This window comes from Sinorhizobium fredii USDA 205 (assembly GCF_001461695.1).
GTDB classification, from domain to species: Bacteria; Pseudomonadota; Alphaproteobacteria; order Rhizobiales; family Rhizobiaceae; genus Sinorhizobium; species Sinorhizobium fredii.
This window is the reverse complement of the sequence record NZ_AUTC01000140.1, coordinates 55,974-74,133: the sequence shown is the minus strand read 5'-3', so window position 1 is coordinate 74,133 and position 18,160 is coordinate 55,974. Positions and strand designations below refer to the sequence as shown.

The 18,160-nt window shown below is 63.3% G+C and carries 19 protein-coding genes; 8 read left to right on the top strand and 11 right to left on the bottom strand.

Annotated features, from left to right (window positions below; all coding sequences use genetic code 11):
- Window positions 1-99: 99 nt before the first annotated feature.
- Window positions 100-384, bottom strand: coding sequence for an acylphosphatase (locus tag N181_RS16785; RefSeq protein WP_037402696.1), 285 nt, complete (start codon window positions 382-384; stop codon window positions 100-102).
- A gap of 448 nt (window positions 385-832) precedes the next feature.
- On the opposite strand from N181_RS16785, the gene N181_RS16780 reads away from it, so the two are divergent.
- The 3 genes from N181_RS16780 (at window position 833) to N181_RS16770 (ending at window position 2,435) form a co-directional block, all read left to right on the top strand.
- Window positions 833-1,504 (top strand): RNA polymerase sigma factor, encoded by a 672-nt coding sequence (locus N181_RS16780; protein ID WP_037402683.1) that lies wholly within the window; start codon window positions 833-835, stop codon window positions 1,502-1,504.
- An 80-nt stretch (window positions 1,505-1,584) separates the two neighbouring features.
- Window positions 1,585-2,109 carry a DUF4142 domain-containing protein gene (locus N181_RS16775; protein WP_037435759.1) on the top strand — a complete coding sequence of 175 codons (525 nt, stop codon included), beginning with the start codon at window positions 1,585-1,587 and terminating at the stop codon, window positions 2,107-2,109.
- Between the two features lie 8 nt (window positions 2,110-2,117).
- Entirely contained in the window at window positions 2,118-2,435 is a 318-nt protein-coding gene (locus N181_RS16770) for a cupredoxin domain-containing protein (protein ID WP_037402679.1), read from the top strand.
- 35 nt (window positions 2,436-2,470) lie between these two features.
- Here N181_RS16770 and N181_RS16765 read toward each other — a convergent pair whose 3' ends face one another.
- The 8 genes from N181_RS16765 to N181_RS16735 all read right to left on the bottom strand — a co-directional run bounded on the left by N181_RS16765 (window position 2,471) and on the right by N181_RS16735 (window position 10,479).
- Window positions 2,471-3,196 (bottom strand): amino acid ABC transporter ATP-binding protein, encoded by a 726-nt coding sequence (locus N181_RS16765; protein ID WP_037402676.1) that lies wholly within the window; start codon window positions 3,194-3,196, stop codon window positions 2,471-2,473.
- Complete coding sequence (locus tag N181_RS16760) at window positions 3,174-3,833, bottom strand: amino acid ABC transporter permease (RefSeq protein WP_037435760.1); 660 nt, start codon at window positions 3,831-3,833, stop codon at window positions 3,174-3,176. Before N181_RS16760 ends, N181_RS16765 begins: the two co-directional genes overlap by 23 nt.
- The gene (locus N181_RS16755) at window positions 3,830-4,501 is read right to left on the bottom strand and encodes an amino acid ABC transporter permease (RefSeq protein WP_037402670.1); all 672 of its coding nucleotides are present in this window, start codon (window positions 4,499-4,501) and stop codon (window positions 3,830-3,832) included. Before N181_RS16755 ends, N181_RS16760 begins: the two co-directional genes overlap by 4 nt.
- A 63-nt stretch (window positions 4,502-4,564) precedes the next feature.
- The gene (locus N181_RS16750; protein WP_037435762.1) at window positions 4,565-5,350 is read right to left on the bottom strand and encodes a transporter substrate-binding domain-containing protein; all 786 of its coding nucleotides are present in this window, start codon (window positions 5,348-5,350) and stop codon (window positions 4,565-4,567) included.
- Window positions 5,351-5,373: 23 nt separating this feature from the next.
- Entirely contained in the window at window positions 5,374-6,108 is a 735-nt protein-coding gene (locus N181_RS16745) for a GntR family transcriptional regulator (protein WP_037435763.1), read from the bottom strand.
- Window positions 6,109-6,539: 431 nt separating this feature from the next.
- Entirely contained in the window at window positions 6,540-8,573 is a 2,034-nt protein-coding gene (locus tag N181_RS16740; protein WP_425353311.1) for a DNA translocase FtsK, read from the bottom strand.
- Window positions 8,573-9,337 carry a hypothetical protein gene (locus N181_RS35545; protein WP_425353310.1) on the bottom strand — a complete coding sequence of 255 codons (765 nt, stop codon included), beginning with the start codon at window positions 9,335-9,337 and terminating at the stop codon, window positions 8,573-8,575. The genes N181_RS16740 and N181_RS35545 overlap by 1 nt, the downstream gene beginning before the upstream one ends.
- Before the next feature lie 269 nt (window positions 9,338-9,606).
- Window positions 9,607-10,479 (bottom strand): ferritin-like domain-containing protein, encoded by an 873-nt coding sequence (locus tag N181_RS16735; protein ID WP_037398813.1) that lies wholly within the window; start codon window positions 10,477-10,479, stop codon window positions 9,607-9,609.
- 515 nt (window positions 10,480-10,994) lie between these two features.
- Here N181_RS16735 and N181_RS16730 point away from each other — a divergent pair.
- Window positions 10,995-12,149, top strand: coding sequence for an acyltransferase family protein (locus N181_RS16730; RefSeq protein WP_037434972.1), 1,155 nt, complete (start codon window positions 10,995-10,997; stop codon window positions 12,147-12,149).
- A gap of 57 nt (window positions 12,150-12,206) precedes the next feature.
- On the opposite strand, the gene N181_RS16725 is transcribed toward N181_RS16730, so the two are convergent.
- A complete protein-coding gene (locus N181_RS16725; RefSeq protein WP_037434970.1) occupies window positions 12,207-13,136 on the bottom strand; it encodes a bifunctional helix-turn-helix transcriptional regulator/GNAT family N-acetyltransferase in 930 nt (309 codons plus the stop codon).
- 176 nt (window positions 13,137-13,312) lie between these two features.
- Here N181_RS16725 and N181_RS16720 point away from each other — a divergent pair, with 176 nt between their 5' ends.
- Window positions 13,313-13,717 (top strand): DoxX family protein, encoded by a 405-nt coding sequence (locus N181_RS16720; protein WP_037398820.1) that lies wholly within the window; start codon window positions 13,313-13,315, stop codon window positions 13,715-13,717.
- 19 nt (window positions 13,718-13,736) lie between these two features.
- On the opposite strand, the gene N181_RS16715 is transcribed toward N181_RS16720, so the two are convergent.
- A complete protein-coding gene (locus N181_RS16715) occupies window positions 13,737-14,738 on the bottom strand; it encodes a LacI family DNA-binding transcriptional regulator (RefSeq protein ID WP_037434967.1) in 1,002 nt (333 codons plus the stop codon).
- A gap of 202 nt (window positions 14,739-14,940) precedes the next feature.
- Here N181_RS16715 and N181_RS16710 point away from each other — a divergent pair, with 202 nt between their 5' ends.
- The 3 genes from N181_RS16710 to N181_RS16700 all read left to right on the top strand — a co-directional run bounded on the left by N181_RS16710 (window position 14,941) and on the right by N181_RS16700 (window position 18,087).
- On the top strand, window positions 14,941-15,855 hold the full coding sequence (locus tag N181_RS16710; RefSeq protein ID WP_037398825.1) for a sugar phosphate isomerase/epimerase family protein: 915 nt from the start codon (window positions 14,941-14,943) through the stop codon (window positions 15,853-15,855).
- 30 nt (window positions 15,856-15,885) lie between these two features.
- The gene (locus tag N181_RS16705) at window positions 15,886-16,809 is read left to right on the top strand and encodes a sugar phosphate isomerase/epimerase family protein (protein ID WP_037398828.1); all 924 of its coding nucleotides are present in this window, start codon (window positions 15,886-15,888) and stop codon (window positions 16,807-16,809) included.
- Between the two features lie 114 nt (window positions 16,810-16,923).
- Window positions 16,924-18,087, top strand: coding sequence for a Gfo/Idh/MocA family protein (locus tag N181_RS16700; RefSeq protein ID WP_037434965.1), 1,164 nt, complete (start codon window positions 16,924-16,926; stop codon window positions 18,085-18,087).
- The last annotated feature ends 73 nt before the right edge of the window (window positions 18,088-18,160 follow it).

Below are 18,160 nucleotides of genomic sequence, written 5' to 3'. Positions count from 1 at the left end.
CAGACATTCAAATGGGCTTCAACAACGATGTGTGAATGCCATAGCCCTTGTGGGGAGGGGTTGGGGAGGGGTCTTCTTCACCGCAAAATCATCGTCGACTTAGCGAGTAATGCGAAAACCCGCCGGCGCCTCGACCGTGGAAGCATCCTCGATCGCGACGTCAGCGACGGAAGCACCCGGCGGGCCTTTCCAGAACCGGCCCAACATCGTCGCAACCGCCGTATCCGGGCCGGCAATCAATGCCGTCACCGAACCGTCGGTTTCGTTGCGCACCCAGCCGGCGAGACCAAGCCGCTCCGCCTCGTCGCGCGTCCAGACGCGGAAGCAGACGCCCTGCACTTTGCCGGTGATCCGGACCAGAGCTGCCTTGCGATCACCCGCCATGGCCGCCTCCTCATTGTTCTTTCCGAATCTGGGGCATTTGGCCCCGAAGGCAAGCGCCTTGACGTAGCTCGCATGCGCGCTGGCCCTATCACCGCCGCAATGCCAAAACATTTTTTACCGGCCAGACAAAATATTTTTGTGTTTGGGGCTTGCAATTGCTGCAACGCAACATTATTGTATGACTTATCGATGGAGCACTCCTCCTCCCAGCTCTGTCGAGGGATCGGCGACCCTCCTCCTCCCAGTTGCCGATCAGGATCGAAGGCCCGGCGCAACTCCTCCCGCGCCGGGCCTTCTCTTTTTCCGACGAAATTCATTCCCAGATTCACCCGAGAGGCAAGGCTCGCGCCTGCACGCGGTCGATCGCTCTCGATTCAGTGATAATGTGGGCGGTAGCTTGGGAACGTTTCAGGCGTCAGGGCATCCAATCTGCAACAAGGAGCCGATCATGCCCATTGCTGAAAGCCATCGCCACCTCGACCACCCACCGTCCGCGCCGGATCTCGAAGTCTTCCGCTCGATCATGCAGGCGCATAATCGCAAGCTCTACCGGATCGCCCGCAGCATCGTGCGCAACAACAGCGACGCCGAAGACGTGCTGCAAGAGGCCTATGTCCGCGCCTTTACGCATTTTTCGGACTTCCGCGGCGACGCGACGCTCACGACCTGGCTTGCCCGCATCGTCATCAACGAGGCGCTCGGCCGGCTGCGCAAGAGCCGGCGCCAGAGGAAGCTCGCCGAAACGCATCAGGCGGAAATCATCGCCTTTCCCCTCAATTCGAATAGCAGCGATCCGGAAAAGACCATGGCGCAGCGACAGATCCTCGACCTCATCGAAAGGCTGACGGATCATCTCCCGGACGTTTACCGGACCGTTTTTGTTCTGCGGGTCATCGAAGGCCTCAACAACGAGGAAACCGCCACCCTGCTCGGCCTCAAGCCGGAAACCGTCCGCACCCGGCTGCATCGGGCGCGCCACCTTCTGAAGGAACAACTGGAAAAGCAGATCGGCCCGGTCCTGCTCGACGCCTTCCCCTTTGCCGGCAAACGCTGCGAGCGCCTGACCGAGGCGGTCCTCGCCCGCATTTCGCGTGATCCGCGAGACCCGGACGGCACATAAACGGGAACGTTTCGACCCGCGAAGCATCCAAAGCGCGTCAATCGAAAACGCTCTTTGATCTTCGAGGAAAGGAACATCCCATGACCCTCAGACTGACGACCGCGGCGGCGGCAATCGCCCTCCTCATCGGCGCCAACGGAGCGCTCGGCGCCGACAAGCCGACGGATCCGCAGATCGCCCATATCGCCTATACGGCCGGCGTGCTCGACATCGAAGCGGCGAAGCAGGCGATCGCCACGTCGAAGAACAAGGCCGTCGTCGAATTCGCCGAAAGCATGGTGCGCGACCATGAGGCGGTGAACAAGCAGGCGCTCGACCTGGTCAAGAAGCTGAATGTCACGCCCGAGGACAACGATACCAGCAAGGCGCTGTCGCAAGCGGCCGAAACGAAGCGCCAGGAACTGGCGAAGCTTTCCGGCGCGGAGTTCGACAAGGCCTATGTCGAAAACGAGGTCGCCTATCACAAGCAGGTCAACGGCGCGCTTGAGACGCTGCTGATCCCGGCCGCCCAGAATGGCGAACTCAAGTCGCTGCTCGAAACCGGGCTGAAGCTGTTCCAGGGCCATCAGCAACACGCCGAGCATGTCGCAACCGAATTGAAATGAGCGCGCCAATGTTGCCGGTGCGAGCAGCAATTCTCACTCTGTTGCTGGGAGCGGCCGCCGTCGCCGCTCCTTCGCAGGCGGAAACCATTGAGGTGACGATCGACCGTCTGGTCTACACGCCCGCTGAAATCGCGGCGAAGGTGGGCGACGAGGTCGAGTGGATCAACAAGGATGCGCTCGTCCACACCGCGACGGTGAAAGGCGGCGCAGACGTGCTGCTGCCGGCGAAGAAATCAGGCAGCCTGCTGCTGCAGGAGCCGGGCAGCTTCGATTATATCTGCCGCTATCATCCGAACATGAAAGGCCACATTACCGTCCAGCCTTGAAGGACGATCGGCCGGCGCTCCCGCCGGCCGCTCTCTTAATGGACCCCGAGAAACTGCTTCAGTTCCGGCGTCTGCGGAGTGGCAAAAACTTCCTCCGGCCGGCCCATCTCGTGAACGCGGCCCTGGTGCATGAAGACGACACGCGAGCAGACGTCACGGGCGAACTTCATCTCATGCGTCACCATCAGGAGCGTCATGCCCTCGGCGGCAAGCTCGCGCACCACCGCCAGCACCTCCGCCACCAGTTCCGGATCGAGCGCCGAGGTGATTTCGTCGCAGAGCAGCGCGATCGGCTGCATCGCGAGCGCGCGGGCGATCGCGACGCGCTGCTGCTGGCCGCCCGAGAGCTGGTCCGGATAGGCGTCGAACTTCTGGCTGAGGCCGACGCGCTCCAGCATCTTGCGGGCCATGTCCTCCGCCTCCGGCTTCGCCGTTTTCTTGACGACCATCTGAGACAACATGACGTTGCCGCCGACCGTCAGGTGCGGAAAGAGGTTGAATTGCTGGAAGATCATCCCGACCTTCAGCCTCAGCGCCTTCAGATGCGCTTCGTCGTCGAGGAGCTGGGCGCCGGCGACCGAGATCGAGCCGTCGCTGATCGTCTCGAGGCCGTTGATGCAGCGCAGCAGCGTCGACTTTCCCGAGCCGCTCTTGCCGATGATGGCGATCACCTCGCCCGGCTCGACATCGAGATTGATGCCCTTCAGCACCTCGTTCGGCCCGAAGCTCTTGCGGACTTCAGTGATTGCGATGAGCGACATTGAGCTTCCTTTCGAGGATCTGGCTGCTCTTGGACAGCGGCCAGCAGAGCGCGAAATAGATCAGCGCCACGAGGCCGTAGACGGTGAAGGGCTGGAAAGTGGCGTTGGTGACGACGGTGCCGGCCTTCGACAGTTCGACGAAGCCGATGATCGAGGTCAGCGCCGTGCCCTTGATCACCTGCACGGAAAAGCCGACGGTCGGCGGCACGGCGATGCGCATCGCCTGCGGCAGGATGACGTAGCGCATCTGCTGCAGCCGGCCCATGGCGAGGCTGGCGGAGGCCTCCCATTGCCCCTTGGCGATCGCCTCGACGCAGCCGCGCCAGATCTCGCCGAGGAAGGCGGCGCTCCAGAGGATCAGCGCCAACCCCGCCGCAAGCCAGGCCGGCACGTCGATGCCGAAGAGGCCGAGCCCGAAGAAGGCGATGAACAGCTGCATCAGCAGCGGCGTCCCCTGGAACAGCTCGATGTAATATTTGGCAAGCGCCCGCAGCCATTTGCGCTTGCTGATCCGCAGGAAGAGCAGGACAAGCCCGACGAGGCCGCCGCCGACGAAGGAGACGAGCGACAGCAGGATCGTCCAGCGGGTGGCGAGCAACAGGTTGCGCAGGATGTCCCATATCGTGAACTCGATCATCTGGCCGCCCTCCTCGGAAAGATCAACCAGCCGACCGTGCCGAGCACCTGGCGGAGCAGGATGGCCAGCAGAAGGTAGACGGCGGTCGAAACCATATAGGCCTCGAAGGCGCGGAAGGTTCGCGACTGGATGAAGTTGGCGGCAAAGGTCAGGTCCTCGGCGGCGATCTGCGAGACGACGGCGGAGCCGAGCATGACGATGACCACCTGCGACGACAGCGCCGGCCAGATGCGTTCGAGCGACGGGATAAGGACCACGTGGCGGAAGGTCTCAAAGGGCGTCATGGCGAGGCTCGCGCCTGCCTCGAACTGGCCTTTCGGGGTCGCCTGGATGCCGGCCCGGATGATTTCTGAGCTATAGGCGCCGAGATTGACGACCATGGCGATATTGGCGGCCTGAAGCTCGCTGAGTTTGAGGCCGAGCGATGGCAGCCCGAAGAAGATGAAGAAGAGCTGGATCAGGAACGGCGTGTTGCGGATCAGCTCCACATAGGCGGCGACCACCGGCTTTGCCCAAGCGGGGCCGAGCGCCCTCACCCAGGCGCAGACAGTGCCGAGCGCGATGCCGGCTACCGCTCCGACGGCGATCAGTTGGATCGTGATCGCGATCCCCTTGACGATCTGCGGGTAGTATTCGACGAGCCAGCCGAATTCAAATTGGTAGTTCAAGGCGCACCCCTGTTTGCAAACGGCGGTGACGCCACCCCGCTCGCGCGGAGTGGCCTGGGGTGATCAGAGTTCGGCCGGCAGGTCCGCGCCGAGCCATTTCTGCGCGATGGCGTTCAGGCTGCCATCGGTCTTGGCGGCGGCGATGATGCCGTTGACCTTCTCGAGCAGCGCCGGCTGCTCCTTGGAGAGGCCGATATAGCAGGGCGAGTTCTTGATCAGGAACTTGAGCTCGGGGCGCTTCGGCGGGTTCTTGGCGAGGATCGCCGCGGCGACGACGTTGCCGGTGGCGACCGCTTCGACCTGGCCCGACAGGAAGGCGGAGATCGTGCCGTTGTTGTCCTCGTAGCGCTTGATGACCGTGTCGGCCGGCGCGACCTTGGTCAATTCCAGATCCTCGACGGCGCCGCGGGTGACGCCGATGGTCTTTCCGGCAAGCTCTTCCGGCTTCGCCGCGGCAAAATCGGCCGGCGCGAAGACGCCGTTGTAGAAGGGCGCGTAGGCCGCGGTGAAATCGATGACCTTTTCACGATCGGGGTTCTTGCCGAGGCTCGAAATGACAAGATCGACCTTGTTCGTCTGCAGGTAGGGAATGCGGTTGGCGCTGGTGACCGGCACGAGCTCGACCTTCACGCCGAGCTTCTCGGCGATCAGGTTGGCCATGTCGATATCGTAGCCGACCGGCGCCATGTCGGCGCCGACGCTGCCGAAGGGCGGGAAATCCTGCGGCACGGCAACGCGAATCGTGCCGCGGGCGGTGATGTCGCCGAGCGCGTCGGCCTGCGCCACGGAGCCGAAGCCGATTGCGGCGGCCATTGCCGTCATGGCGACGAAAACTCTTCTCGAAAGCATTGGGTCATTCTCCTCTGTTGGTTTTATGGTTTGGCTTTGCGGGGTGCATTCGAGGGCGCGGCCGCCGTCTGCGGCGGCAGCGAAAGAGAGTGCCTGAGATCGGCGAGCGGATCCGGGCGGCGGGTGAGGTCCAGCCCCGTCTCCACCTCGTCCAGATGGTCGACGGAAAGCGCCGCCGCCTTCAGGAAATCCCCCTCCTCCATCGCCGCGACGATGCGGCAATGGCCGAGATGCGACTGCATGGCATGGAATTCGGACTGGTAGAGCAAGGAGATCAGGATGGTGCGCGCCGTCAGGTCGCGCAGGATCTCGACAAGAATAGTATTGCCGGAAAGCTCGGCGATGCGGATGTGGAAGTCGCCCATCAGGCAGGTAAGGCGCTGCCGGTCGCCGGCGGCGATCGCCGCCTTTTCCTCGGCAAGATGCGCATGAAGCCTGTCGCGGCCGTTTGTCGTCAGCTCCTCCATGCCGCGCAACAGCCCCGCCTCGATGACGCGGCGGGCCGCATAGACCATCATCGCCTCTTCGGCCGAGGGCTCGACGACGAACCAGCCGCGCCGCGGGCTGACCTTGACAATGCCGCGCTGCTCGAGCCGCATCATCGCCTCCCGCACCCGGGTGCGAGAAACACTGAAGAGGCTCGCAACCTCGCTCTCGCCCAGCCGCGTGCCGGGCCGAATACGGGCGGACAGGATGCCGGAGACGATGGCTTCGTCTATGCCGGTCTGATCGTTCTGTTGTGGCGACAAGTCTTGCATACAAGCTTAGAAAGCAAGCGTCGTGCCAACAACGCCGCCTGATGTTTATCAAGGGCTTGCGTGGCTGCTGCCGGTGTCAATGGCGATCAAATGGCCATGTGCTCATTTTTTCATCGGAATTTGCGGCCTAACGGCAACGCGTTCGAGATTGCTGCTAAACCAATCAGGGGGGGAGCGGGCACGCACCCCCCTCTGGCCTGCCGGCCATCTCCCCCACAAGGGGGAGATCGACCCGCGGCGATCCGCCTACTTCAAGGGAAGGGCTTGCGCAGCGGAACGTTGCGATAGGGCACGGAGCGCGCAGCATACGTTCTCCACCCTTGTGGGGGAGATGGCCGGCAGGCCAGAGGGGGGTGGCGGTTGGCACAATCGCTCCGTTGTGCGACTCGGCTCCGACTAAAGCCTACCGCCCGCCCAAACCGGCCGGTTGCTCAGTCCATATCGCCTTCGTCAGGCTTGGCCGCATGATCGCGATTGCCATGAATGATCTCGCGCTTGCCGACATGGTTGGCCGGGCCGACGAGGCCTTCCTTTTCCATCCGTTCGACCAGCGAGGCGGCGCGGTTATAGCCGATGCCGAGGCGGCGCTGGATGTAGGAGGTCGAGCACTTTTTGTCGCGCAGCATGACCTTGACCGCCTGCTCGTAGAGTTCGTTGCCGTCCTCTGCGGCAATCGCGCTCTTGTCAAAGACGGCGCCCTGATCCTCCTCCGGCTCCTCGTCCTCTTCGTCCGCCGTGACGGTCTCGAGATATTCGGGACGGCCTTGAGTCTTCAGATGCGCTACCACATGCTCGACCTCGAGGTCTGAGACGAAGGGACCGTGGACGCGGGCGATGCGGCCGCCGCCGGCCATGTGCAGCATGTCGCCCTGGCCGAGGAGCTGTTCGGCCCCCTGCTCGCCGAGGATGGTGCGGCTGTCGATCTTCGAGGTCACCTGGAAGGAGATGCGGGTCGGGAAGTTCGCCTTGATCGTGCCGGTGATGACGTCGACCGACGGGCGCTGCGTCGCCATGATCAGGTGGATGCCGGCGGCGCGGGCCATCTGGGCGAGGCGCTGGATCGCCCCTTCGATCTCCTTGCCGGCGACCATCATCAGGTCGGCCATCTCGTCGACGATGACGACGATATAGGGCATCGGCGCCAGATCCATCTCCTGCTGCTCGAAGAGCGGCTCGCCGGTGCCCTTCTCGAAGCCGGTCTGCACCGTCGCCAGGATCGGCTCGCCCTTTTCGCGGGCGGCAGCAGCGCGCTGGTTGTAGCCGTCGATGTTGCGCACACCGAGCCGCGACATCTTGCGATAGCGGTCCTCCATCTCGCGCACCGCCCATTTGAGCGCCATCACCGCCTTCTTCGGATCGGTGACGACCGGCGTCAGAAGGTGCGGGATGCCGTCATAGACGGAGAGTTCGAGCATCTTCGGGTCGACCATGATCAACCGGCACTCCTCCGGCTTCAGCCGATAGAGCAGCGACAGGATCATCGTGTTGATTGCCACCGACTTGCCCGAACCGGTCGTGCCGGCGACGAGCAGATGCGGCATCTTGGCGAGCTCGGCGATCACCGGCTCGCCGCCGATCGTCTTGCCGAGGCAGAGCGCCAGCTTGCAGCCGGTCCGGCGGAAGTCGTCGGATTCGATCAGCTCGCGGAAATAGACGGTCTCGCGCGTCGCATTCGGCAGTTCGATACCGATGACGTTGCGGCCGGGAACCACCGCAACGCGGGCCGAAAGGGCCGACATCGAACGGGCGATATCGTCGGCAAGGCCGATGACGCGGGAGGACTTGACGCCGGGCGCCGGCTCGAATTCGTAGAGGGTGACGACCGGCCCGGGGCGCACATGGATGATCTCGCCCTTGACGCCGAAATCCTCCAGCACGCTTTCCAAGAGACCGGCATTCTGCTCGAGCTGCTCCTGGGTCATGAAGAAGCCCTGGCCCTGCGGCGGCTCCTGCAGCAGTTCCTTCGACGGAAACTCGTAAGCGTCGCCGGCCTGCTGCCGCTCGCTGCCGCCGATCGGCGGGAAGGGCGAGGAGGAGCGCTGCACCACGGCCGGCATGGTGATCGCCGCCTTGGTGACCGGAATGTCGGGGACCGGCGCCTTTTCCTCGGCCTTGACGGATACGACCGGCTCCACGGTCTCAGCCGGCGCTGCCGCTGCGGCCTGTACTGGGTCCTTAGTGACGTATTGGGTCGCGGCAGCAATGGGCGCGGGGACGGCTGTCGCCGCCGGCCGGCATTCGACCACGCGGAACATCGAGGTGATTGCCGTCGGCGGCTGCCGGCGGATTTCCACTTTCGGCATGGCGAAGGGCTTCGGCGCCGCCGCGATCTGCGCCGGCGCTTTCGCCGGTTGCTTCACCGGCTCGACGACGACCTGCGGGGCAGCCGCGATTTCGAGCGGCATGAATTCGAAGAAAGCATGATCGGAGAGGTAAGAGAGGCGCGCATTCGTCTCGTTCCCCATCACCAATTCTGACGTGTCCGGCGCCGCCTCGCGCCCGACGGGAGCAGTGGGGCGACCTCGACCGCGCTGACCGCAGGCGTCAGCACCACTTGCGGTTCAGCGGCCACGGACGGCTCATCGACGGCTACCAGCGCCGCATCGGCCGCCGACTCCGCATTGCGTATCTGCGCAGGACGCCAGGAGGGAAGCTGCTGCATCAGCACGCGCAGGAGTTCGGAGGGACTGTGGGCCGGCGCCTCGGTTTCGGGTGCAGGGGGGGCAGCATCGACGGGTGCCGCCTCAGCGACGGCTTCCTGCTCGTCACTCTCGAGCGCAATTTCATCGACCGCGGCCTCGCTCGCATCGGCCGCCGGCGCCCGGCGCTTCATGAACTCCCGCTCGGGCGTCCGGGTAAAGCGGACGTTGGGCGACAGGAAGAAATGGCTCTCCCAGCTCGGCCCGTCCGATTGCCCGGTGATCTCGGCAAGGGTCGGCAGCGGATCGCGCGTCGAGGCGGTAACCTGGGCCGGCGCATAGGCCGAACCGTGGCCGTAAAGGCGTGCCGCGCGTCCTGCATAGCCCATGTCGTCTGCCCCCCGGCGCGGCGCTTCCGGCGCCTCGAATAGGTGGTCCTGCGCCGACGCACGGGTCGTCTGGACATGCGAATCGCCCGGTGCTCCCGGATGCGGATGCTCGAAATCATCCGCATAATCTGCATCATGCAAAGCTGCCGTCGAGAAATTGGTCCGGGGAATACGCATGGCCTGAAACTCGAAATTCATCATCGAAAGGGCTGTCCCTAGCGAATAGGAAATGAAGGTTAACAACTCCCTTCCAGGGACGCCGCCGGGTGGGTGTCCCCTTGCCCGCAAGAGAGCCTCCCGGCGCGCCTTTCCGGCTGCTCATTCGAGCATTTGCGGGCTTTGGACACGACGCCGCGCCGCAGCGAATCGCCGTTCAATTTCTGTTTCAGATCACGGAGATTTTTGCCGACTGTGGCAAAGCCGCCGGGGGCCGACTAGGTGAGCCTCGCCTGGCCGGCCCAGCGATCCGTTCAGGTGCTTACGATCTTTCCATTCATGCCGTTCGGGTAGAAGCCACCCTTGGTCGCACCCTCCTGATCGGTGAGATAGACGATGCGCAGCACCTCTTGCGGAGTCCGGGTGAAGGCTATCGCATCCGGCGTCGAAGGAACGATGTTCGCCTTGCCCTCCATCTGGAGGCCTTGGTCCTTGTCTTCCGATCCGTCGATCTTGTCGCGCGCATCGGAAACCGCGGCAGCCGCTTTCCAGGCTTTCTCGCCCATTCTGTAGAGCGTCGACCGGGCCATTCCCATGTGGTAGGCCTCGACCGCTAGGATTCCGGCGGCGGCGGCGAGATAATCCTCGTTCTTCAGAACTGTCGCGGCGCCGGCATAGGCGGTAACGCCGACATCTTCGAAAAGCATGCCGCCCAGCACGAAGTTCATCTCGTTGCCGAAGGGGTCGAAGTTTTCCTCCAACCCTGCCGCTTTTGCAACTGCGGCAAAGCCGGCATCAAAGTCAATGGCCGGCCGCGAAACGGCGTCGGCGCCAAGGGTCTTGCGGTAGAACTTGACGTGAGCAAGTTCGTTTTCCGCCACCTCGCTCATGAATTCGCCGATCGCGGGCGTCTCGAACGAAACCTGCTTGCCGCCGGTCACGGCGCCGGCCTCCGCGCCTGCATCGGCATCGTCGATTCCTTTGCCGGTCGTGCCCCGCAGGTAATACTCGGCTTCCATGTATTCGAGGTTGAGGGCGAACTGGAAGATATCCTCGTCCATCAGTTCGGTTGGTTCATCCGCGCGCGAGACACGAACGAGGCCCGCGGTCGAGGCGAGCGTGGCTCCGAGGCCCAACTGTAACAGACGGCGGCGCCGAAGAAGAAGTGAAGGCATCATACGGATCATGGGTTCCTCCCAAGCCCGCCCGGAGTCAATTTTGGCACCCCGAATCAGGCGGGCCAATCAGGGGTCCAACATCATCGACTGCGAAAGGTTCCGGAGCTGAAAATTCCCTGAAGGAAAAGACTGAAACCGTCGGCTTTCGGCGGTGCGCGGACCTCGCAATTCTCTGTGCCATTGGATGTCGCACCGTCGAATTCGTTCCCGACAAGAGGAAATTTTCCGCCGCGACGACAGTATCTTTCTGCGAGCTGATCCACTCATGCTCGCAATTGCGGGGGTTTTCTGCAGATCGTGGCATTCGGCCCCGGTGGATTGAGCCTCGATGCGCGGGCAGGTCGCGCCTGACCGACAGGTTTGCGCTCGCAAACCCGGCGGCGCTTTTTCGTCATCGGCTCGGAGCCCCTAGCCGCCTCCAATCCTACTTAGTATCGCCTTAGTCAGCCTCTAGGCATGCCCTTGTGCGTCGCAGCATAGCGCGCGGCAGTAACCTTTAGTTGCTACAAGGACGAAGTGTACTGATGGCTGACTATGATCCCCGCAACACTCGAATCGATTGCCTGGATGGCCTGCGAGGGCTGGCCTCCCTCTGGGTGATGATCGGCCACGCCCTGCTGCTGACGGGCTGGCGCCTGCCGGTCCTGTCGGAGCCCGATCTCGGCGTCGATCTCTTCATCATGCTGTCCGGCTTCCTGATGGTGTTCCACTATCAGCTGCGCGCCGGCAAGGAGCCGTGGGACCTGACCTCGACCTGGGTCAGCTTCTGGATCCGGCGGTTCCTGAGGATTGCGCCGCTCTATTATCTTCTTCTTGCCATCGCCTTCATCCTCGGCGCCTGGCTGTTCGAATCGAGAATGGTCATCGACGCCTTCCTCGGCCGGACCCCGCAATCGCCGCAACGCTATCTCGACAACGGACTGACGAACGGGCTGATGCATGTCAGCTTTCTTTTCGGCCTGTCTCCGGACTACGCCTATCGGACTCCGCTGCCGGATTGGAGCATAGGGCTCGAAATGCAGTTCTATGCGGCCTTTCCCTTCATCATGCTTCTGCTCAAGAAAGCCGGCTGGCTGAAAGGCGCGCTGTTCACCGCGATCATTGCCGCCGGGATCGTTTCGGCCGCGAACCTCCTGGGGATTCACTTTCCAATGCCGGCATTCCTGCCCTTGAAGATGCATACCTTCCTGTGCGGAATGCTCTTGGCGCTGGGCCTGCACGCGGACGGACCAAAGGCTGCTCTCCACGGCGGAGCCGCCATGGCGCTCGCCCTCCTGCCGATTGGCGGCGACATGACGGCGACGAAGATGCTGATGCGGGTTGTGCTCGTCGGCGTCTTCTTCGTCCTGCTTTACCATCGTCTGGCGGGCGAGGCGCTGGGCGGAAAACTTCGCGCTGTGTCATCGAGCCTCGGCAACAGGTTCTTTCACTGGCTCGGCGAACTGTCCTTCGGCGCCTATCTCTGGCACCTCATCTTCCTGCAACCGATTGCCGCCTATTTTATCAGCGCGTTCGGCGACACGATCTCACCGGCGGCGCGCTTCGCCGCGGTGACCGCCATCCTGGTGCCCTTGGTTTATCTGGCTGCCTGGGCGACTTTCCTTGCGGTCGAAAGGCCTGGGCAAAGGCTCGCCAGGCGCTTGATCGGCAGGCGGAAACCTCAGCCGGCCAGGGCATGACCATGTGAAACACGCCGCCACACGCCTTGGGCGACGCAATCCCCCTGTGGGGTTTCGTCACTTGATGTCAAGTGACCAGGTCTGTCCCACGAGGTCGTGACCGAAGGAGTGGTGGGGCGTTTCGTCGATCAATTTGAATCCGGCCCGCTCGTAAAGGCGGCGGGCCGCGACCAGGACGCTGTTCGTCCACAACACCAGCCGTTCGTACCCCACCGCCCGGGCGCGCTCGATGCAGGCGTCGACGAGCATCGCTCCGACGCCCGCCCCGCGCGCTTCCGGCTCGACGTAAAGCAGGCGGAGCTTGCCCACCTCAGGCTTATCGCCGCGCATCAGGAAAATCGAACCGACGATGCGGCCGTCGATCTCGGCAATCCAGGCGGCTTCATGGGCTCTGTCGAACGACTGGACGAAATCGGCGAGGATGCGCGCCGCAAGCGCTTCATAGTCGCCATTCCAGCCATACTCCTCGGAATAGAGTTTCGCCTGGCGATGAATGATCCAGCCGAGGTCGCCCGGCCTGGGATCGCGCAGCACGATCTCCGCAGCTGGACTTTCTTCGAATACCTTGCCGATGGACTTGGCGGCGGAGAGCAGGCTTGAACGCTTGCCCGGCGGAAGCGCGTCGAGCAGAGCGCCGATTGCGTCACGCGTGTTCCTGTCGAGCCCGGCAAACACATTTCGTCCAGCCTTGGTCAGCGAAAGCGGTCGGCCACGGCCGCCTTGCGGGTGCTCAGAGGTCTCGATCAATCCCTTGTCGATGAACCGCTTCAACGTTCGACTGAGCTGCGCCCGGTCGAGGCCGAGCGCCCGCGTAATCTCGGCGGCCGTGGGTTTGGCCCGGTGCGCGAGTTCGTAGAGGATGCGCGCTTCGGTGAGCGTGAATGGGCTCTTGTCGAGGCGAGGATTCAGCAGGCCGAGGCGGCGCGTGTAGAGCCTGTTGAAGGCACGCAGCGCCGCGACATCCTGATCATGATTGTGGAGCGACATCGGGCAAGACCTTATGTTGACTGAGTCAACGATATATAATGTTGACTGAGTCAACAATACGGTCAATTCAGGGCATAATCATAAGGCTTCAGCGGCGCAAATGGTGCGCGGCAGTTCACTAACGATCGGATCGCCGTAAACTGTTCGTCGATCACCGCCAAGGAAAGGCATCCGACATGAGCGACAACACTGCACTGCAGAGCACCCTGGCCCTCATCGGCCGCCTGCTTCTCGCCGCCATTTTCCTCTCGTCCGGCTTCGAAAAACTGGCGGATCCCGCCGGAACGATCGGGTACATAGCGGCAGCCAATCTGCCCCTGCCGTGGGTTGGCTATGCCATCGCCCTCGTGGTGGAACTGGGCGGCGGCATCCTGCTCGTCCTCGGCTACCAGGCGCGCTTGGCGGCACTGGTGCTAGCAGTCTTCACCCTGGCGTCGGCTCTTGGCTTCCACACCAATTTCGCCGACCAGAACCAGGTGATCCATTTCATGAAGAACCTCGCGATCACCGGCGGGTTCCTGCAGATCGTCGCCTTCGGTGCGGGCGCTTTCAGCCTGGACGGCCGGTCCGGCCGCGCCTGAGCCGAGATCACGCCGCAGATCAAAGGTTCTCCGGCGTAATCGTCAGAAACCGCACCGGTTCGGGGCTCACCTCGACGTCGATCAGACCCAGCGACCGCAATGTCAGGTCGATCGAGCGCCGCGCCTGGATCTCCGGCGCCTGGTCGAGGACGATCGACATGATGCCCGCGCGAAGCGCGCGACGCGACTGATCGGAGAGCTCGTGGCCGACCCAGAAGATGCGCCGCGATGCATGGTCCTTCAGCACCGCGGCGACCGAACGGTTGTCGCCGCCGGCCGTGTAGAGCCCGATGATCTCCGGATCGTCGCGCAGCGCCCCGCGCAGCAGCTCCATCGAGTTGAGGTCGTCGTCATAGTCGAACATCACCTGCCTGAAAAGGTGCTCGCCGGCGTGATCGGCGAGATAGGAGGAGAAGCCGCGGATGCGTTCCTTGTGGTTCTCGTAGGCGCCGCTGTGGCAGAGCGCCACGAAGGAACCCGACTGCCCGAAGAGCATCCTCGACATGTAGTAGGCGGCCGTGCGCCCCGCGGCATAGTTGTCGATTCCGACATAGGGGAGCTCCGGCGCCGGTCGTGTCATGATCTGCACCACCGGCGTGCCCTGGCGCGCGGCCGCCCTCAGGCTTTTCACGACGTCCGGGTGGTCGGGGGCCACGACGATCAGGGCGGAACGGCGAACCGCCGGATTGGCGATGTAGTGGGCGAAGTCGACCGGACCGTTCTCGCGCACGAAGGTGCGGTGAACGGTGACGCTCTTGTCGAGCAGGGCGGCTATGCGCTCGAAGGCCTGGTTCATGCGAGAGTAGAAGCTCGTCTCGGGCCGCACCAGGATGACCTCGACCCGGATCAGCCCGCGATGCGCGTCGGGCATTTTATGCCGGTAGTCCAGCTTTCTGACCGCGAGGAACACCCTCTCTACCGTTTCCGGCCGGACCCCGCCGCGATCGTTGACAACGCGCTCGACCGTCGCCGTGCCGACGCCAGCCTCCCGGGCCACGTCCTTCAAGGTCACCTTCGTCAATCCACTGCTCCTCGGAATTCGTCTTTCAGCGAAGCACCCCGATCTATCCTCGTCAATGATCAAATTTGATCAAGGAACACTTAGATAGTCGTATCCCCCGGCATTATTCTGCTTCGCAGTTCGGGAGGAAAACCGAAGCCGAAGACCGATCGGGAAAAGGTCCCCGCTGCCGATCAAAAGCGTGGGACCAAGGAGGAGCACCATGAAGATCGCACTCGACCCCTATATGCACCGCCATCTCGGCCTGCATGATCTGTGCCGCAAGGCCGCGGAACTCGGCTACCAGTATATCGAGCTGTCGCCCCGCGATGACTTTCTCCCCTGGTGGGTGCGGCCTCGTGCCCATAAGGAGCGGATCGCCGAGTTCAAATCGGCGCTGAAGGACCACGGAGTTCAGCTCGCGTCGATCCTGCCGATGTATCGCTGGGCGAGCCCACACGAGGACGAGCGTCAGGCGGCGGTGCGCTATTGGAAGGAAGCGATTGAGGTCGCCGCCGAGATGGGCTGCGACACGATGAACTCCGAATTCGGCCGCGGCCCCTCACCGGACCGCAGCCATCGCTCCAACTGCTGCGGCGGCATGCACACCCACGAGCACAGCGAGGCGGCCTGGTGGCGCTCGATGGAAGAGCTGGTGCCGGTCTTCGAAAAGGAAGGCGTGACGCTCAACATGGAGCCCCATCCGGAGGACTGGTGCGAGACGCTGCATCCGGCAATCGACATGCTGAAGACGATCGGCTCGAAGAACGTCAAGTTCCTCTATTGCGCCCCGCACACCTTCTATTTCGGCGACGACATGGCGAAGATGATCCGCGACGCCGGCCCGCTGATCGCCCATGTCCATGTCGCCGACACCTATAACCACAAGGCCTCATCCGGGCTGCGCTACATCATCAACCCGCCCGGCGCCAAAGTGACGATCCACCAGCACATGGATATGTACCAGGGCGAGATCAACTGGGACGTCTTCTTCTCCTCGCTCGCCGAGGTCGGCTTCGATGGCATCATCACCGCCTGCGTCTTCGGCTGGGAGGATCGTGCGGACGATTCCGGCCGCTTCATGCGATCTGAAATCCAGAAATACGTGGACAAATACTGGCCGGGCAAAAGTGCGTAAGCCATAGCTTACCTAAATAGGACAACATCCGTGACCATCACCATTACGACGGCCCCCTGCTGCTGGGGCGTGGACGACGTCAAGAATCCGAACCTGCCCGCCTGGGAGCGGGTCTTCGACGAGGCGGCCGCCGCCGGCTATGGCGGCATGGAACTCGGCCCCTATGGCTATGTACCGCTCGAGTCAGAGCGCGTCGCGAAGGCGCTTCAGGACCGCAAGCTCTTCATCGTCGCCGGTACGATCTTCGACGACCTCGTTTCGCCGGCAAACCGGGCCAGTCTCCTGCGCCAGACGGACGAAATCTGCGCCGTCATCACCCGGCTGCCGCAACCGGAGCAGGTGCCGGGCCAGCGCTTCAAGACGCCCTATCTGACGGTCATGGACTGGGGCCACGACGAGCGTGATTATGCCGCCGGCCATTCCGACCGGGCGCCGCGCCTCTCGGACGAGGCGTGGAACGGCATGGTCGCCAATATCAAGGCGATCGCCGAACTTGCGAGCCGCAAATATGGCGTGCGTGCCGTCATCCATCCGCATGCCGGCGGCTATATCGAGTTCGCCGACGAGATCGAGCGGATCGCGAGCGACGTGCCGGCGGAGCTCGCCGGCTTCTGCATCGACACCGGCCACACCCATTACGCCGGGATGAACCCCGTCGAGACGCTGAAGACATATGCCGACCGGCTCGACTACGTCCACTTCAAGGACATAGACGAGCAGGTCTTCCGCCGCGTGCTCGGCGAGAAGATCCGCTTTTTCGAAGCCTGTGCGCAAGGCGTCATGTGCCCGATCGGCCACGGGGTCATCGACTATCCGGCCGTCAAGCGCGCCCTCGAGGAGATCGGCTATCACGGCTTCATCACCGTCGAGCAGGAGCGCGACCCCTTGAGCGCCGCCGGCAGCCTCGCCGATGTGAAGGAAAGCCGCGACTATCTGCGCTCGGTCGGGTTTTAGTTGGTGCCTGTCGCACCCCCCTCTGCCCTGCCGGGCAGGGGGGGATGAAACGAGGCACCATCGGAAAAAGCAAAATCTAGACCGCAACTCGACCAAACATTCAGGAGCACGACAATGTCAGTGAAGAAGAGACAGCCGATCCGCTGGGGCATGGTCGGCGGCGGACGCGGCAGCCAGATCGGTTACATCCACCGCTCGGCAGCGCTCCGCGACGATACTTTCGAACTCGTCGCCGGCGCCTTCGACATCGATCCGGTACGCGGCCGCGCCTTCGGTGTCGATCTGGGACTCGACGAAGCACGCAGCTATCCGGATTACCAGACGATGTTCGCCGAGGAGGCGAAGCGCGGCGACGGCATCGAGACGGTCTCGATTGCCACGCCCAACAACACGCATTTTTCGATCTGCAAGGCGGCGCTCGAACATGGCCTGCACGTCGTCTGCGAAAAGCCGCTCTGCTTCACGGTCGCGGAAGCGAAGGAACTGAAGGCACTCGCGCAAACACGCGGGCTGATCGTCGGTGTCACGTACGGCTATGCCGGACACCAGATGATCGAGCAGGCCCGCGCCATGGTGAAGAACGGCGACCTCGGCGAGATCCGCGTCGTCAACCTGCAATTCGCCCACGGCTTCCACAGCGCTGCGGTCGAGGAGCAGAACCCGTCGACGCGCTGGCGGGTCGACCCCAAATTCGCCGGCCCGAGCTATGTGCTCGGCGATGTCGGCACGCACCCGCTCTATATTTCCGAGGTCATCCTGCCTCATCTGAAGATCAAGCGGCTGATGTGCGTGCGCCAGAGCTTCGTCAAGAGCCGCGCGCCCCTTGAGGACAACGCGGTGACGCTAATGGAATACGACAACGGCGCCATCGCCAATGTCTGGTCCAGCGCCGTCAATGCCGGCTCGATGCACGGCCAGAAGGTCCGCATCGTCGGCTCGAAGGCGAGCATCGAGTGGTGGGACGAGCGGCCGAACCAGCTCTCCTACGAAATCCAGGGCGAGCCCATCCGCATCCTCGAGCGCGGCATGGATTACCTCTATCCGGAAGCGCGGCTCGACGACCGCATCGGCGGCGGCCATCCGGAAGGCCTGTTCGAGGCCTGGGCCAACCTCTACCGCCGCTTCGCTCTCGCGATCAACGGCAACCGCGGGCTGGCACCTGCTGGCATCGAGGAACTGGTTTTCCCCGGTATCGAGGCCGGGTTGGAGGGTGTCCGCTGGGTCGAAAATTGCGTTCGCTCGGCCGATGCCGGCGGGGTGTGGGTGGATTACGAGTGAGAGGCATAGCGCAAATTCCCCCTCATCCGGCCTGCCGGCCACCTTCTCCCCGCAGGCGGGGCGAAGGGGACTC

Bases quoted from the DNA above. Each gene is read 5' to 3' on its own strand.
- N181_RS16785 (WP_037402696.1), bottom strand. From the start codon at position 384: ATGGCGGGTGATCGCAAGGCAGCTCTGGTCCGGATCACCGGCAAAGTG.
- N181_RS16780 (WP_037402683.1), top strand. From the start codon at position 833: ATGCCCATTGCTGAAAGCCATCGCCACCTCGACCACCCACCGTCCGCG.
- N181_RS16775 (WP_037435759.1), top strand. From the start codon at position 1,585: ATGACCCTCAGACTGACGACCGCGGCGGCGGCAATCGCCCTCCTCATC.
- N181_RS16770 (WP_037402679.1), top strand. From the start codon at position 2,118: ATGTTGCCGGTGCGAGCAGCAATTCTCACTCTGTTGCTGGGAGCGGCC.
- N181_RS16765 (WP_037402676.1), bottom strand. From the start codon at position 3,196: ATGTCGCTCATCGCAATCACTGAAGTCCGCAAGAGCTTCGGGCCGAAC.
- N181_RS16760 (WP_037435760.1), bottom strand. From the start codon at position 3,833: ATGATCGAGTTCACGATATGGGACATCCTGCGCAACCTGTTGCTCGCC.
- N181_RS16750 (WP_037435762.1), bottom strand. From the start codon at position 5,350: ATGCTTTCGAGAAGAGTTTTCGTCGCCATGACGGCAATGGCCGCCGCA.
- N181_RS16745 (WP_037435763.1), bottom strand. From the start codon at position 6,108: ATGCAAGACTTGTCGCCACAACAGAACGATCAGACCGGCATAGACGAA.
- N181_RS16740 (WP_425353311.1), bottom strand. From the start codon at position 8,573: ATGGGGAACGAGACGAATGCGCGCCTCTCTTACCTCTCCGATCATGCT.
- N181_RS35545 (WP_425353310.1), bottom strand. From the start codon at position 9,337: ATGATGAATTTCGAGTTTCAGGCCATGCGTATTCCCCGGACCAATTTC.
- N181_RS16735 (WP_037398813.1), bottom strand. From the start codon at position 10,479: ATGATCCGTATGATGCCTTCACTTCTTCTTCGGCGCCGCCGTCTGTTA.
- N181_RS16730 (WP_037434972.1), top strand. From the start codon at position 10,995: ATGGCTGACTATGATCCCCGCAACACTCGAATCGATTGCCTGGATGGC.
- N181_RS16725 (WP_037434970.1), bottom strand. From the start codon at position 13,136: ATGTCGCTCCACAATCATGATCAGGATGTCGCGGCGCTGCGTGCCTTC.
- N181_RS16720 (WP_037398820.1), top strand. From the start codon at position 13,313: ATGAGCGACAACACTGCACTGCAGAGCACCCTGGCCCTCATCGGCCGC.
- N181_RS16710 (WP_037398825.1), top strand. From the start codon at position 14,941: ATGAAGATCGCACTCGACCCCTATATGCACCGCCATCTCGGCCTGCAT.
- N181_RS16700 (WP_037434965.1), top strand. From the start codon at position 16,924: ATGTCAGTGAAGAAGAGACAGCCGATCCGCTGGGGCATGGTCGGCGGC.